At 68.5% G+C, this 14,954-nt stretch carries 16 protein-coding genes; 11 read left to right on the top strand and 5 right to left on the bottom strand.

Annotated elements, in window-relative coordinates; genetic code table 11:
* The first annotated feature begins 30 nt into the window (after window positions 1–30).
* Window positions 31–174, top strand: coding sequence for a hypothetical protein (locus NPJ82_RS14965; RefSeq protein WP_342657843.1), 144 nt, complete (start codon window positions 31–33; stop codon window positions 172–174).
* Window positions 174–368 (top strand): hypothetical protein, encoded by a 195-nt coding sequence (locus NPJ82_RS14960; protein ID WP_342657842.1) that lies wholly within the window; start codon window positions 174–176, stop codon window positions 366–368. Before NPJ82_RS14965 ends, NPJ82_RS14960 begins: the two co-directional genes overlap by 1 nt.
* A gap of 3 nt (window positions 369–371) precedes the next feature.
* Here NPJ82_RS14960 and NPJ82_RS14955 read toward each other — a convergent pair whose 3' ends face one another.
* Complete coding sequence (locus NPJ82_RS14955; protein ID WP_342657841.1) at window positions 372–1,268, bottom strand: L-threonylcarbamoyladenylate synthase; 897 nt, start codon at window positions 1,266–1,268, stop codon at window positions 372–374.
* A gap of 77 nt (window positions 1,269–1,345) precedes the next feature.
* Here NPJ82_RS14955 and NPJ82_RS14950 point away from each other — a divergent pair, with 77 nt between their 5' ends.
* The 4 genes from NPJ82_RS14950 (at window position 1,346) to NPJ82_RS14935 (ending at window position 5,572) form a co-directional block, all read left to right on the top strand.
* Complete coding sequence (locus tag NPJ82_RS14950; protein WP_342657840.1) at window positions 1,346–3,079, top strand: acyl-CoA dehydrogenase; 1,734 nt, start codon at window positions 1,346–1,348, stop codon at window positions 3,077–3,079.
* 145 nt (window positions 3,080–3,224) lie between these two features.
* Window positions 3,225–4,037 (top strand): sugar phosphate nucleotidyltransferase, encoded by an 813-nt coding sequence (locus tag NPJ82_RS14945; protein WP_160146729.1) that lies wholly within the window; start codon window positions 3,225–3,227, stop codon window positions 4,035–4,037.
* A gap of 2 nt (window positions 4,038–4,039) precedes the next feature.
* The gene (locus NPJ82_RS14940; protein ID WP_342657839.1) at window positions 4,040–4,693 is read left to right on the top strand and encodes a PIG-L family deacetylase; all 654 of its coding nucleotides are present in this window, start codon (window positions 4,040–4,042) and stop codon (window positions 4,691–4,693) included.
* A 60-nt stretch (window positions 4,694–4,753) separates the two neighbouring features.
* On the top strand, window positions 4,754–5,572 hold the full coding sequence (locus NPJ82_RS14935) for an arylamine N-acetyltransferase (protein ID WP_342657838.1): 819 nt from the start codon (window positions 4,754–4,756) through the stop codon (window positions 5,570–5,572).
* 37 nt (window positions 5,573–5,609) lie between these two features.
* On the opposite strand, the gene NPJ82_RS14930 is transcribed toward NPJ82_RS14935, so the two are convergent.
* Entirely contained in the window at window positions 5,610–5,966 is a 357-nt protein-coding gene (locus NPJ82_RS14930; RefSeq protein ID WP_112381518.1) for a GntR family transcriptional regulator, read from the bottom strand.
* A gap of 38 nt (window positions 5,967–6,004) precedes the next feature.
* Window positions 6,005–6,583: a nitroreductase gene (locus NPJ82_RS14925; RefSeq protein ID WP_342657837.1), complete on the bottom strand. Its 579-nt coding sequence runs from the start codon at window positions 6,581–6,583 to the stop codon at window positions 6,005–6,007.
* A gap of 135 nt (window positions 6,584–6,718) precedes the next feature.
* Here NPJ82_RS14925 and NPJ82_RS14920 point away from each other — a divergent pair, with 135 nt between their 5' ends.
* A complete protein-coding gene (locus NPJ82_RS14920; protein WP_342657836.1) occupies window positions 6,719–8,314 on the top strand; it encodes a peptide MFS transporter in 1,596 nt (531 codons plus the stop codon).
* 39 nt (window positions 8,315–8,353) lie between these two features.
* Here NPJ82_RS14920 and NPJ82_RS14915 read toward each other — a convergent pair whose 3' ends face one another.
* Window positions 8,354–9,346, bottom strand: a complete 993-nt coding sequence (locus NPJ82_RS14915) for an aldo/keto reductase (RefSeq protein WP_112381515.1) — start codon at window positions 9,344–9,346, stop codon at window positions 8,354–8,356.
* Entirely contained in the window at window positions 9,343–10,590 is a 1,248-nt protein-coding gene (locus tag NPJ82_RS14910) for a cation:dicarboxylase symporter family transporter (RefSeq protein WP_342657835.1), read from the bottom strand. The genes NPJ82_RS14915 and NPJ82_RS14910 overlap by 4 nt, the downstream gene beginning before the upstream one ends.
* A gap of 75 nt (window positions 10,591–10,665) precedes the next feature.
* On the opposite strand from NPJ82_RS14910, the gene glmM reads away from it, so the two are divergent.
* The 4 genes from glmM (at window position 10,666) to NPJ82_RS14890 (ending at window position 14,756) form a co-directional block, all read left to right on the top strand.
* Complete coding sequence (gene glmM, locus NPJ82_RS14905; protein WP_112381513.1) at window positions 10,666–12,006, top strand: phosphoglucosamine mutase; 1,341 nt, start codon at window positions 10,666–10,668, stop codon at window positions 12,004–12,006.
* 48 nt (window positions 12,007–12,054) lie between these two features.
* Window positions 12,055–12,840: a bifunctional hydroxymethylpyrimidine kinase/phosphomethylpyrimidine kinase gene (gene thiD, locus NPJ82_RS14900; RefSeq protein ID WP_342657834.1), complete on the top strand. Its 786-nt coding sequence runs from the start codon at window positions 12,055–12,057 to the stop codon at window positions 12,838–12,840.
* The gene (locus NPJ82_RS14895) at window positions 12,840–13,448 is read left to right on the top strand and encodes a ribonuclease HII (protein ID WP_149681195.1); all 609 of its coding nucleotides are present in this window, start codon (window positions 12,840–12,842) and stop codon (window positions 13,446–13,448) included. Before thiD ends, NPJ82_RS14895 begins: the two co-directional genes overlap by 1 nt.
* Before the next feature lie 177 nt (window positions 13,449–13,625).
* Entirely contained in the window at window positions 13,626–14,756 is a 1,131-nt protein-coding gene (locus NPJ82_RS14890) for a site-specific DNA-methyltransferase (RefSeq protein WP_342657833.1), read from the top strand.
* Window positions 14,757–14,954 lie beyond the last annotated feature (198 nt).

Below are 14,954 nucleotides of genomic sequence, written 5' to 3'. Positions count from 1 at the left end.
TGAGTATGCAATCATGACAGGAGAGCGATCATGGCCGATCCCCAGTTCCCAGCCGATGACGACCAGACCACAGGCGAGAATGTCGCGAGCAAGAACGAACCCGCTGAGCGCGAAGGCGGCGAATCGCTGGAAGAACAATTGACCGAGGATCTGAGCGTGCAGGGGGGCGAGTGATGGCGCCTCCGACCCGGCCCAACGACGATGACGGCGAACGCGCGGTGACCGGTGCGCCGATCGGCAGCGGCGCGGGATCGCGCGAAGTGGTGACGGGCGACGATCAGGGACCGGGCGAGGTCGGCGGAACGGACGACTATCCCGCGGATGGCAGCACGCCGGCGCGGGGCGACTCGGTGCCGCGCAACGATTGACGATCACGGATGCGCGGCGCGGCGCAGGCGGTCGTTGATCGCCTCGCCGATGCCGTCCACCGGGATGGGCGCAACCGCGATGCGCATCGATGCGGCGGCGTCCGCGCGGTGGAGTGCAGCGAACAGATTGGCCGCGGCCTCCAGCGGGTCGCCAGTGGCCGACAGCGTTTCATCGCCACCGACCGGACCATAGCCGATCAACCATTCGTCCGCGTCGGCCCCGACCGCGTTCAGGCGGAGCGGCTTGGCAGGGGCGTAGTGGCTGGCGAGCTGGCCGGGCGCGGTGATGACGGCGGGATGCTCGGCGCCGCGGCTGACGCTGCCCAGCACGCTTTCCAGCATGGCGGCGGTGACGGGGCCGGGGCGCAGGATGGTGCGGCCGGCGACGATGGTGGATTCCAGGCCGGCGGGGGTGGCGCCGTCGTCGAGGATCAGGGCGGCAGCGCCCAGGCTGGCGGCGACGTGTTCGGCGGTGGTGGGGCTGATGCCGCCGCTGGCGTTGGCGGAAGGGGCGGCAAGGGGGACGCCGCAATGTTCGAGCAGCGATTGCATCGCCCGGTGGCGGGGGACGCGCAGCGCCACCGTGTCGAGCCCGGCCGTCACCAGCGCGGACAGCGGCCCGCCGGCCCTGAGCGGGCAGACCAGAGTGAGCGGGCCGGGCCAGAAGGCGGTGGCGAGCGCATGCGCCTCTTCATCGAAATCGGCGAGGGTTTCGGCGGTGGCGAGATCGGGGACGTGGACGATCAGCGGGTTAAAGGAGGGTCGCCCCTTGGCCGCATAGATGCGCGCGACCGCGGCGCCGTCGGTGGCGTTGGCGGCAAGGCCGTAGACCGTCTCGGTCGGCACCGCCACCAGCCCGCCGGCCGCGACGACTCGGGCGGCCTCGGCCAGGGCGGCCATGCCGTAGGGTAAGATGCTGGGATTTGGAGAGGCCATGGCGGGCGGCTATATCGAGTTCCAACCAGAGCGATAAGAGGATGCCGATGCCCTTCACCCCGATCACCGCCGAGCAGCGGTTCGTGCTGGACCATGTCGTGCGGGTGGGCGAGCTGGCCGCGACCGAGCGGTTCGCGGCGGCGAGCGACGATGTGATCGATGCCGTGCTGGAAGGGGTGGGCGCGTTCGCCGCGGGCGAATGGGCGCCGCTGCTGCGTGCAGGCGACACGGTGGGCGCACGCTGGACGCCCGAAGGAGTGCGGATGCCGGACGGCTATGCCCAGGCCTACCGCGATTATGTGGACGGCGGCTGGGGCACGATCGGAGTGCCCGAAGCGCATGGCGGCCAGGGCCTGCCCTTTGCGATCCAGACCGCGGTGCTGGACACGCTGGGCACCGCCAACATGGCGTTCGCGCTGTGCCCGACGCTGACGGTGGGCGCGATCGAGGCGCTGGCGCATCATGGCAGCGCGGAGCAGCAGCGGCTGTACCTGCCGCATCTGGCGACGGGGGCATGGACGGGAACGATGAACCTCACCGAGCCGCAGGCGGGATCGGACGTGGGCGCGCTGCGCACCACCGCCACCCCGCGCGGCGACGGAACATGGCGCATCAAGGGCACCAAGATCTTTATCTCGTTCGGCGACCACGACATGGCCGAGAACATCGTCCATCTGGTGCTGGCGCGGACGCCCGATGCGCCGGTGGGCACCAAGGGGATCAGCCTGTTCCTGGTGCCCAAGTTCCGGCTGGACGCGGACGGCCGGTCGGGTGCGGCCAACGACGTGCGGGTGGTGTCGATCGAACACAAGATGGGGCTGCATGCATCCCCCACCTGCGTGCTGTCGTTCGGCGACCATGACGACTGCGTGGGCGAGCTGATCGGGCCGGAGCATGGCGGCATGCGCGCGATGTTCACGATGATGAACAATGCGCGGCTGAACGTCGGATTGCAGGGCGTGCAGGCGGCGGAAGCGGCGACGCAGGCCGCCGTCACCTATGCGCTGGAGCGGGTGCAATCGGCCCGCGCGGGCGGCACCTCGCGCGATGCGGTGCGGATCGTGGAGCATCCCGACGTGCGGCGCATGCTGATGCGGATGAAGGCGCAGACGCAGGCGGCCCGCGCGCTGGTCTATTATGCCGCGGGGCAGGTGGACCGGGCGGGAGCGGGCGATGCGCGGGCGCGGGGCCGGCTGGAGCTGGTGACGCCGCTGGCCAAGGCGCATGGCACGGACCTGGGCAACGAGGTCGCCTCGCTGGGCATCCAGGTGCATGGCGGCATGGGTTACATCGAGGAAACCGGGGCGGCGCAGTTCTTCCGCGACGTGCGCATCACCTCGATCTACGAGGGCACCAACGGCATCCAGGCAGCGGATCTGGTCGGGCGCAAGCTGGCGCTGGGGCGCGAGGCGAGCGGGGGCGGGGTTTTCGCCGAACTGATCGCGGACATGCGCGACGAGGCGCAGGACGCACGGCTGATCGCCCTGATCGATGCGTGCGAGGCGACAGGGCAGGCACTGGCCGACGCGTCTGCCGACGATCGGCTGGCGGCAAGCTATCCCTTCCTGACCATGGTGTCGGTTGCGACCTGCGGCTGGCTGATGGAGCGGCAGGGGCGGGCGGCGACCAGCGATGCGCCGTTCCTGCGGATGAAGCGGGCGTGCGTGCGCTTCTATCTGGAGCAGATCGTGCCCGAAGCACTGGGGCTGGTCGCGGCGGCGCAGGCTCCGGCCGATGTGCTTTATGCCGTGGAGGCGGAGCTTTTTGCGGAATAACAGATAGATAGACATCCGAAACTGGGTAAGTCTTGATCGAGTTTAGTTCTTAACGGCTAGTCCGGTTGCGCGATTTGGCGGCCGGGTGAAACGGCATAGCGTGGCCCCTGCAAAGGTTTTCGAACAATCGATGCGGGGAGTGCAGATGAAGGTCGTCCTGTTCTGCGGGGGGATGGGCACGCGGATGCGCGATTTCGCGCCGACGACGCCCAAGCCCCTGGTCCATATCGGCGAGCGGCCGCTCCTGTGGTACATCATGAACTATTATGCCCATCACGGGCACCGCGAGTTCGTGTTGTGCCTGGGATACGGGGTCGAGGCGTTCCTGACCTATTTCCGGCAGTCGGGGGCGGTGCCGATGCCGACGGTGGCGGGCGATGCGGTGGGCCATACGTTCCGGCTGGTCGACGAATGGGGCGACGTGCTGACGGTATCGCTGGTCGATACCGGGCCGCTGACCAGCATCGGGCAGCGGCTGAAGGCGGTGCAGCGCTATGTCGCCGGCGAACCGGTGTTCCTGGCCAACTATGCCGACGGCCTGTCGGACGCGCCGTTGCCCGATATCGTGCGGGTGCTGGAGGGGCGCGCCGATACGGTGGGCGTGATGATCGCGGTGCGCCCGACGCAGAGCTTTCATTACCTGCACCACGACCATGACGGCGTGGTGACCGGGATCGAGGCGGGAACCGGGATCGACGTGCGCATCAATGGCGGCTTTTTCGCGTTTCGCGCCGAAATCTTCGATTATCTGGGCGATGACGACGATCTGGTGGAAGGGGCGTTCGACCGGTTGATCGGCGAGCGGCGGCTGCTGGCGTTTCCTTATGACGGTTTCTGGCGGGCGTGCGACACGTTCAAGGACGTGATGGCGCTGGAGGCGGCGCGGCTGCCGGAACCAGCGCCCTGGGAGGTGTGGCGCGGGGAAGCGACGGCGGACCGGCGGGAAGCGGTGGGCTGACCATGCTGGGCCTGGCGCTGGGCGCGGACCCGGCCGCACCGTTGCGGGTGCTGTGCCTGGGGGCGCATTCGGACGATATCGAGATCGGTTGCGGCGGCCTGTTGCTCACGCTGGCGGCGCGGCGGCGGGCGCTGTCGGTGCGGTGCGTGGTGTTCAGCGGCGGCGACGACCGTGCGGCGGAAGCGCGGGCGAGCATCGGCGACCTGCTGGGCCAAGCCGCCGTGGTGGAGCCGCATGCCTTTGCCGACGGGTTGTTCGCGCACCGGGCGCCCGCGATCAAGGCGGTGTTCGAGGCGATCAAGCGCGAGGCGGCGCCCGACCTGATCCTGACGCATCATGTCGGCGACCTGCACCAGGACCATGCGCTGATCGGCACGATGACGCGCAATACTTTCCGCGATCACCTGATCCTGGGCTATGAAGTGCCGAAATATGATGCCGACCTGCATCCGACCAACGCCTATCTTCCGCTGAGCGCACAGGTGGCGGAGCGCAAGGCGGCGCATATCCATGCATCCTTCCCCAGCCAGCAGGGCCGGCGATGGTTCCGGCCGGAGACGTTCCTGTCGCTGGCGCGGCTGCGCGGCATCGAGTGCAATGCGCCGGAAGGCTTTGCCGAGGGCTATCATGTGCCAAAGGCGGTGCTGGCGGTGTAGGGCGCGACGGCTGCCGGATTTGCTTTCGACAAGTGCGGCGGGGCGCGCTACCGGCAGGGCATGTTCGATCTCGACGCTTATCTCGCCCGGATCGGCCTGCCTTCGCGGGTCACGCTCGATGTGGAGGGGCTGGCGCGGTTGCAGCGCGCGCATCGCCTGTCGATCCCGTTCGAAAATCTGGACGTCGTGCTGGGCCGCGCAATCGCCATCGACAGCGACGGCGTGTTCGCCAAGCTGGTGACCGGGGGGCGCGGCGGATATTGTTTCGAGCAGAACCGCCTGTTCCTGGATGCGCTGGCGGCGCTGGGCTTTGCCGCCCGGCCGCTGCTGGCGCGGGTGTGGCTGGGCGCGGGAGAGGTGCCGCCGCTGACCCACACGTTCAGCCTGGTGACGATCGGCGAGCAGGAGTGGATCGCCGACCCCGGTTTTGGCGGCAGCTATGCGCCGCCGCTGCCGTTGGTGGAAGGCGCGGAAGGGATCGCGCCCGATGGCGCACGGTTCCGGCTGGTGCGCGACGTGCAGCATGGCTGGATGCTGCTGCGCGACGGCGATGCCGCGACCACCGACGGGCGCGGGGGTGGCGAGGGGTTCCAGCCGCAATACAGCTTCACCACCGAGCGGGTGTGGGACGCCGACCTGGCGATGGGCAACCACTGGGCATCGACCGCGCCGGGCAGCCGGTTCACCAGCCTGCGGATCGCCAGCATCGTGCTGCCGCATGGTTTCGCGTCGTTGACCGACCTGCATTATCGGCGGCGGGCGGGCACCGAGCAGGCCGAAGGGGCGATCACCGACCTGCGCGTGTATCGCATGCGGTTGAGCCTGATGTTCGGGATCAACCTGGGTGCCGACGACGTGGCGGCGCTGTTTCCGGGGTGAGCGGTAATACGCCCTCTCCCCTCCGGGGAGAGGGTATTTATGCCCGTTCGCGCTCCATCAGGTCGTTCAGGTCCAGGCCGAGCAGCGTGATGTGGTCGCGGATGCGGGGCCACTGGGTGTTGACAAAGGTGTCGCGCTCGGCGGCGCGCAGGCGCTCAGCCGCGCCCGCCAGCACGAACATGCCGACGCCGCGCCGGACCTCGACATAGCCGTCGTCCTGAAAGCTTTGATAGGCCTTGGCGACGGTGAGCGGGTTCGCGCCGTTCGCGGCGGCGAAGGCGCGGACCGACGGCAACTGGTCCCCCGTGCGATAGGTGCCGTTGAGGATGCCGGCGGCAATGGTGCCGCGCAGGCGGATATAGACCGGGCTGTCCTCGCCGCTAAGTGCTGTCATGCTGAGTTAATACAGCATGCGAGCGGGTGAGTCGACGGTCAATCACCCCATTGTGAGACGAGGCGTTCCATATCGGGGCGGGGGCGTTCGTCGAGCGGGCGTCCGGGGGTGCCGATGAAGAAGAAGCCGACGATGCGCTCGGGCGCCTGGCCGAAGGCGTCGCGCACCACCGCCGAAAAGGCCGGCCAGCCGGTCAGCCAGCCGGCGCCGTAGCCGAGCGCGTTCGCCGCATGGAGCAGGTTCATGCCGACCGCACCGGCGGACAGTTCCTGTTCCCATATCGGGATATGGCTGTCGGGCCGGGGGGCGGAGAGCAGCACGACGAGCGTGGGTGCCTGATGCGCGAACTGGTCGAGGGCGGCGATTTCGGTGGCGGACGCCTGCGGCCGCTCGGCCCGGTAGGCGGTGGTGATGACCTGCGACAGCCGGGCGCGCTGGTCGTCGCCAACGATGACGAAGCGCCAGGGGGCGAGCTTGCCGTGATCGGGGGTGCGTGCGGCGATCGCCAGCATCTGCGCAAGGTCGGCGGCATTGGGGCCGGGGCCGATAAGGTCGCGCGGCTTGGCCGAGCGGCGCGTGGCGAGAAAGGCGATGGGGTGCGAGCGGTCGTTGAGCATGTCACATCCTTACCGATCTACGCACGATGTTTACAGGCGCGGCTTTGCCGGCAGGTTTACAGGCGCGGCTTTGCCGCTAGGGTTCGGGCGTCCGGCGCGTGGGGAGCGTGCCACCTGAATGGAGTGATCGCCCGTATGGCGAGTGCGTATGTGGCCGCAAGCCGCGGCAAGACGTTTCTGGGCCACCCACGCGGCCTGTTCCTGCTGTTCTTCACCGAAATGTGGGAGCGCTTTTCCTATTATGGCATGCGCGCCATCCTGGTCTTCTACCTGACCAAGCATTTCCTGTTCACCGACGAACCTGCCTTCGGCATCTACGCGGCCTATACCTCGCTGGTGTACGTCACGCCGGTGATCGGCGGCTATCTGGCGGATCGCTATCTGGGCGCCAGACGCGCGGTGCTGGCGGGCGGGATATTCATCGCCTTCGGCCATATCCTGATCGCGCTGGTCGAAGGGCCGCAGGGCGCGCAAGGGGGCTATCTCAACGGCTTCTACCTGGCGCTCGCCTCGATCGTGGTGGGCACCGGCTTTCTGAAGGCCAATATTTCGGTGCTGGTCGGGCAGCTTTATGCGCGCGACGACGCCAGGCGCGATCCCGCTTTCTCGATCTTCTACATGGGGATCAATGTCGGCGGGTCACTGGGGCCGATCGTGTGCGGCGTGCTGGGCGAGACCGTGGGCTGGGCTTGGGGCTTCGGTGCCGCGGGTGTCGGCATGGTGCTGGGCCTGGTCGCGTTCATCTCGCTGAAGCACGAACTGCACGGCGCGGGCGAGGCGCCGTCGCTGCCGGTGCTGAAGGAGCGGGCGGTGCTGGGGCTGAGCCGCGAATGGGCGATCTACGCCGTCGGCATCCTGGCGGTGCTCGGGCTGTGGGTGCTGATCCGCTATCAGGAGGCGGTGGGCACGCTGCTGCTGGTGTTCGCGGCCGGCACGGTGGCGTTCATCCTCTACAAGGCGGTGTTCACGCTGGACAAGGTGGACCGCGACCGCATCTTCGGCGCGCTGTTCCTGATCGCGCTGTGTCCGCTGTTCTGGGCGCTGTTCGAGCAGGCGGGGTCGTCGCTGAACGTTTATACCGACCGGTCGGTGGATCGCACGATCCTGGGCTGGGAGGTGCCGGCATCGGCCTTCCAGTCGGTCAACGGCATCTTCATCATCCTGCTGGCGCCGGTCTTCGCCTGGCTGTGGACGGTGCTTGCCAAGCGGCGGCTGGACCCGAGCGCGCCGCTGAAATTCGGCATCGGCCTGATCGGGGTGGGTGCGGGCTTCCTGGTGCTGGTGGCGGGTGCCGCGGCCTATGCGGGCGCGCCGACGCCGGTGATCTTCATCTTCCTGGTCTATCTGATCCACACCATGGCGGAGCTGTGCTTCTCGCCGGTCGGGCTGGCGGCGATGACGCGGCTGTCGCTGCCCAGCATGACCGGGCTGATGATGGGTACCTGGTTCCTGGCGACGGCGGCGGGCAACTTCATCGCCGGCCTGATCGCGCAGGCGAGCGGCGGCGAGGGGGCCGGACCGGAAAAGGTGCTGGAGGTCTACGGTCGGATCGGCTGGTTCTCGATCGGGGTCGGCGTGGTCGTGCTGGTGATCTCGCCACTGGTCGCGCGGCTGATGCATCTCGATCTGTTGAAGGAGGATGCCGGGCACGGACTGGCCGGCGAGGACGCGCTGGCCGAGCCGGCGGCGGCGGGGATCGATACGCGGGTGGAGAAGGCGCCGCGGCGGTAAGGCGGGGGGGTGGGGCATGGCGCCCCACCCCGCGAACCGTCAGAGCCGGGTCATCGACAGGGCTTTTTCGCCGTAGCGGGGGCCCGCGGTGCCGCCGCGAGGGGCGGCCTCTTCGAGGCGTTGCAGGTCTTCGGCCGAAAGCGTGAGTTCGGCGGCGGCCATCGAATCCTCCATCGTCCGGCGCTGCTTGGCACCGGGAATGGGGACGATGTCGTCACCTTGTGCGAGCAGCCAGGCGAGCGCGACCTGTGCCGGGCTGGCGCCGTGGGCGTCGGCGATGCTGCGCGCGACATCGACGATCTTCAGGTTCTGCCCAAAATTCTCGTCCGAATAGCGGGGGTCGTTGCGGCGATAATCCCCCTCGGGCAGGTCGTCGCGCGTCTTGATCTGGCCGGTCAGGAAGCCCCGACCGAGCGGGCTGTAGGGTACGAACCCGATGCCGAGTTCGCGCAGGACGGGCAGGATGTCGCCCTCCACATCGCGCTCCCACAGCGAGTATTCGGATTGGACCGCGGCGATCGGGTGGACGGCGGCGGCGCGGCGGATGGTGTCCGCACCCGCCTCCGACAGGCCGAGGCGGCGGACCTTTCCTTCCTCGACCAGTCGCGCCATCGCGCCCACCGTGTCCTCGATGGGGACGTTCGGGTCGACGCGGTGCTGGTAGAAGAGATCGATCGTCTCGACGCCGAGGCGGCGCAACGAGCCCTCGCAGGCGCGGCGGACATTGTCGGGGGTGGAATCGACCCCGGTCATGCCGTTCTCGTCATAGCGGAAGCCGAATTTGGTCGCGATGACGACACGGTCGCGCCGGCCGCGGACGGCGCGGCCGAGCAGTTCCTCGTTGACGAGGGGGCCGTAGATTTCGGCGGTGTCGAACAGGGTGACGCCGAGATCGATCGCACGCTGGATCGTCGCGATGCCCTCGTCAGCATTCGCCTCGCCATACATGCCGCGACCGATGCCGGCCATCGGCATGCAGCCGAGGCCGAGTGCCGACACCTCGAATTCCGGGCCAAGGCTGCGATATTTCATGGATGTCCCTCATGGTCGGTCGTGCCGCTGAGGTGCGAAACGGTTGCGGTGGCGGCGAGGTCCATGCTGACATTGCCGAGCGTGCGGAAGATGTCCGGAAAGGTCTCGATCGCGATGAGCAGCCCCAATGGTGCGATGGGCACGCCGAGCGCCTGACAGACGGGGGCGACCGAGGCGTAGAAGGTGATCTGCGCCGGCAGGCTGACCGAGCCGAGCGAGACCAGCACGCCGACGAACACCGCCGAGGCGAGCGCGCCCGGGGTGATCGCGATGCCGAACCAGTGCGCGATATAGACGGCGATGCCGATGTTCATCGCCGGCTGCGTGCCGCGCAGGATCGCGACCGCGAGCGGCAGCACCATGCCCGCAGTGGACTCCGCAATGCCGAGGCGCCGGGCGCCCTGAAGCATCGCCGGCAGGCTGGCGAGGGAAGATTGCGTGCTGATCGCCACCGCCTGCGCCGGCGCCAGCGCACGGGCGAAGCGGACGATACCGATGCGACCGCCGACCAGCGCCAGGGCATAGGCCATCAGCATGACGAGCACACCGATCGCCGAGACGATCAGGACATAGTGCGCCAGCGCACCGAAGGCAGCGGTGCCGGCGCGGGCGCCGACGACGAGGGCGAGCGCGAAGACGCCGATGGGGGCGAGGCGGAGGACCCATTCGATCAGGATCAGCATGGCGTCGCGGATCGCGGTGAAGAAGTCGATCAGGCGCGCGCGCGGCGCTTCGTCGAGGCGGGTGATCGCAAAGGCGAAGGCGAGGGTGAAGACGATCAGCGACAGAAAGGCGTTGTTCGCCGCGGCGCTGACCACGTTGGTCGGCACGATCGATGCGATGAACTCGCCCAACGGTGGCGGCGGCGCGACGGAGGCTGCATCGGTGAGAGCGGCGCGCAAGGCTGCGGCGGCGGCCTGCGGCACCGGGAACAGGTCGAGGAGGAGGGGGCCGGCGAGGGCGGCCATGGTGCCGGTGGCGGTGACGGTCGCGACGAACAGGATGATCGCGCGCGCCGCGATCCGGCCGGCGCGGGCCGCCTGCGCGGTGGCGGCAACACCGGTGACGAGCAGCGAGACGACAAGGGGCACGACCGTCATCTGGAGCGCGTTGAGCCACAGCGTGCCGAGCGGCTGGCCGATCGCGACGGCATAACCCGCGGCAACGGGTGAGAGGCCGGCGATGGCGACGCCCGAAAGCAGGCCGATGACGAGGCAGAGAAGGATCAGGGGGGCTCGCGACATGCTCGCTCTTTGCAGGATTGGCGGCTAACGCACCGCAACGAGGATCAACCCCTAGCTCCGCGGACGGGAGGCGGCATGGCAAGAAAATATTTCGGCACCGATGGTATTCGCGGGGCGACCAACAGCGGCGCGATGACCGCGGCGATGGCGATGAAGGTCGGCATGGCGGCCGGCGCCTATTTCCTGCGCGGCGACCACCGCCACCGGGTGCTGATCGGCAAGGATACGCGCCTGTCCGGCTATATGCTGGAATCCGCGCTGGTCGCGGGCTTCACCAGCGTCGGCATGGACGTGATCATGGTCGGCCCGCTGCCGACCCCTGCGGTCGCGATGCTGACCCAGTCGATGCGCGCGGATATCGGCGTGATGATCTCCGCCAGTCATAACCCCTTTGCCGACAACGGTTTGAAGCTGTTCGGGCCGGATGGCTACAAGTTGTCGGACGAGGCCGAGGAGGCGATCGAGGCGATGATCGACGGCGAGGTGCCGCTGGTGCCGTCGAGCCAGATCGGGCGGGCGCAGCGCATCGACGACGCGCAAGGGCGCTATATCCATTTCGCCAAGTCGACCTTCCCCGAAAAGCTGCGGCTGGACGGTTTGCGCGTGGTGATCGATTGCGCGAACGGTGCGGCGTACAAGGTGGCGCCGGCCGCCCTGTGGGAACTGGGCGCGGACGTGGTGGCGATCGGCGTCAGCCCCAACGGCACCAACATCAATGCCGGCGTCGGATCGACCGCACCCGCGACGCTGGCCGAGACGGTGGTGGCGAGCGGCGCGGACATCGGCATCGCGCTGGATGGCGATGCGGACCGGCTGATCGTGGTGGACGAACAGGGCCGGGTGGTGGACGGCGACCAGTTGATGGCGACGATCGCCACCAGCTATGCGCGCGCCGGGCGGCTGGCCGGCGGCGGGCTGGTCGCCACGGTGATGTCGAACCTGGGGCTGGAGCGGCATCTGGCGGCGCAGGGGCTGGGGCTGGTGCGTACCAAGGTCGGCGACCGGCACGTGCTGGAGGCGATGCGCGCGCGCGGCTTCAACGTCGGCGGCGAGCAGTCCGGGCATATCATCCTGTCCGACTATGCGACCACCGGCGACGGCTTGGTCGCGGCGTTGCAGGTGCTGGCCGAGGTGAAGCGCGCGGGCGCGCCGGCAAGCGAGGTGCTGCACCGGTTCGAGCCGTTGCCGCAGCTGTTGAAGAATGTCCGCTTCGCCGGGGGCAAGCCGCTGGAGGCGGACAGCGTGAAGGCGGTGATCGCCGAGGCGGAGGCCGAGTTGCAGGGTCGCGGCCGGCTGGTGATCCGGCCATCGGGCACCGAACCGGTCATCCGCGTGATGGCCGAAGGCGACGACCGTGCGCAGGTGGAGCGCGTGGTGGACCGTATCTGCGATGCGGTGCGCGTGGCGGCGGGCTGAGGCGCCTGCCGCTTGCGGGCGGGATGGGGGAAGGGCATGGCGGGAAACATGATCTCCGCTGCGTCCCTTCCCCGCATCCTCGTCGTCGCCGGGTCCGATTCCGGCGGGGGCGCCGGTATTCAGGCGGATATCAAGACGATCACGATGCTGGGCGGTCATGCGATGACCGCGATCACCGCGATCACCGCACAGAATACGGTCGGCGTGCAGGACGTGCATCCCGTGCCCGCCGACATGGTGGTGCGGCAGATGCGATCGGTGCTGAACGATCTGGGCGCGGATGCGGTGAAGATCGGGATGATCGGGTCGGCCGCGACCGTGCATGCGGTGGCCGACGTGCTGGAGCCGCTGAACCTGCCGGTCGTGTTCGATCCCGTGATGATCGCGACCAGCGGATCGGTGCTGGCCGATGCCGAGACGATCGCGGCGTTCGCCCGCCTGATGCGCCTCGCCGCGCTGGTGACGCCCAACCTGCCCGAACTGGCGGCGCTGGGCGGCGAGGCGGCGGTGCGCGCAAGCGGCGCGGCGGTGCTGGTAAAGGGCGGGCACGGCGAGGGACCGGTGATCGAGGACCGGCTGGTCGCCGCCGATGGCGCGGAGACGCGCTGGACGCACCCGCGGATCGATACGCGGCATACGCACGGCACGGGATGCACGCTGGCGAGCGGCATCTCGGCCGGGCTGGCCGCCGGGCTGGCGCTGGACCGGGCGTGCGACCGGGCCATCGCGTTCGTGCAGGCCGCGCTGGCCGCGGCACCGGGGCTGGGCGCGGGACATGGGCCGATGGGGCATGCGCTGGGCACCGTACCCTTTGACGCGGTAGGGCCGCGCTGATGCCCAAGCGCAACCATGATGCGGCGTGGGGGCCCCTGGTCGCCGGCGTCGACGAGGCCGGGCGCGGGCCGCTGGCCGGGCCGGTGGTGGCGGCGGCGGTGATCCTGCCGGCCAAGGGCGTGCCGCGCGGGCTGGACGATTCCAAGAAGCTGACGGCCAAGGTACGCGCCGAGTTGAGTGCGCGGCTGCACGAATGTGCGCGGGTGGGGATCGGCATCGTCGAGCCCGAGGAGATCGACCGGCTGAACATCTATTGGGCGACGATGAAGGCGATGACGCTGGCGGTGGACGCGTTGTGCGCGGATGGCGGCTGCGCGCCCGGCCATGTGCTGGTGGATGGCAACCGCCTGCCGCGCTGGAGCTATGTCGCGACCGCGATCGTCGGCGGCGACGCGAAATCGCCGGCGATCGCCGCGGCCTCGATCGTCGCCAAGCACCGGCGCGACACGATCATGATCGCCGCGTCCGAATCACATCCCGAGTATAACTGGCACTCGAACAAGGGGTACGGCTGCCGCCATCACATGGCGGCGCTGCGGGAATATGGGCCGACGCCGCTGCACCGGCGCAGCTTTGCGCCCGTGGCGCAAGCTTCTCTGCCGCTTTGAGTCCGTAGCGACACACCCCCATCGGTTGGGGTGACGGCCAAAGCCTGACTCAACATGTGGCCCCAAACACCTTTCGTTCCGTCGCGACTCGCGCGAATCCGCCGAGTCGCGCATTGAATCAGCGCTTGACGGATGACTCTGCAAAGGTCGATCTGACCTCAGTTGAAAGGGGTAACCATGGGTTTGGTGCAGGCGATCGCACGGCCGAAGAGGCGCGAAGAGGCCGACGTGCAGGTGCTGCCGCTGGACCAGATCCTGATGGGCGACTGCATCGCGGCGATGCGATCATTGCCGGCGAAGTCGGTCGACATGATCTTCGCCGACCCGCCCTATAACCTGCAACTGGGTGGCGAGCTGTTCCGCCCCGACGGCAGCCATGTCGATGCGGTGACCGACGATTGGGACAAGTTCGACACCTTCGCCGCCTATGACGCGTTCACCCGCGCCTGGCTGGCCGAGGCGCACCGCATCCTGAAGGATAACGGTACGATCTGGGTGATCGGCAGCTATCACAACATCTTCCGCGTCGGCACCGCGGTGCAGGATCTGGGCTACTGGATCCTGAACGACATCGTGTGGCGCAAGGCCAACCCGATGCCCAATTTCAAGGGCACGCGCTTCACCAACGCGCATGAAACGCTGATCTGGGCGTCGAAGGGCGAGAAGGCGAAATACACCTTCAACTATCGCAGCATGAAGACGCTGAACGACGAGATCCAGATGCGGTCGGATTGGGAGTTCCCGATCTGCGGCGGCGGCGAGCGATTGAAGCGGGACGGGGTGAAGGTGCACCCGACGCAAAAGCCCGAGGCGCTGATCTACCGCATCCTGCTGGCCTGCACCAAGCCGGGCGATGTGGTGCTCGACCCGTTTTTCGGCACCGGCACGACCGGCGCGGTGGCCAAGCGGCTGGGGCGGCGCTGGATCGGGATCGAGCGCGAACCGGGCTATTGCGCCGCCGCCGTCGCGCGCATCGCGGCGGCGCTGCCGCTGGACGAAAGCGCGCTGGCGACGATGCAGAGCCCCAAGGCCAAGCCGCGCGTGGCGTTCGGCGTGCTAGTCGAGAATGGCTATCTGACGGCGGGTACGGTGCTGACCGATCACAAGCGGCGGTTCCGCGTGACGGTGCGTGCCGACGGATCGCTGCTGAGTGCGTGCGGGCGCGAGGGATCGATCCACCGGCTGGGATCGGCGTTGCAGGAAACGCCGGCGTGCAACGGCTGGACCTTCTGGCATTATGAGGACGGCGACGTGCTGAAGCCGATCGACACGCTGCGCCAGACCTATCTGCTGGCGACGCAGCCATAAGCGCAAGCATTGCGCCGGCGACGTTCGCCGGGCAGTATGACCCGATGCAGTCGAGCATGACCTTGCGAATTACCGGGCGGCGATATGGCGCCGACCGTCTTGTCGCGCGCCCGGATCGCCGCCGCACCTAGCGTCGCCTCGCATCCCGGCCGTGATCGCCGAACCTTTGCGGGGCCCAGCGTCAAGCTTCTTCAAAGG

It is taken from the genome of Sphingomonas sp. NY01 (assembly GCF_038809135.1).
Taxonomy (GTDB): Bacteria; Pseudomonadota; Alphaproteobacteria; order Sphingomonadales; family Sphingomonadaceae; genus Sphingomonas; species Sphingomonas carotinifaciens.
The sequence above is the reverse complement of the archived record's forward strand: the minus strand, read 5'-3'. Positions and strand labels throughout refer to the sequence as shown.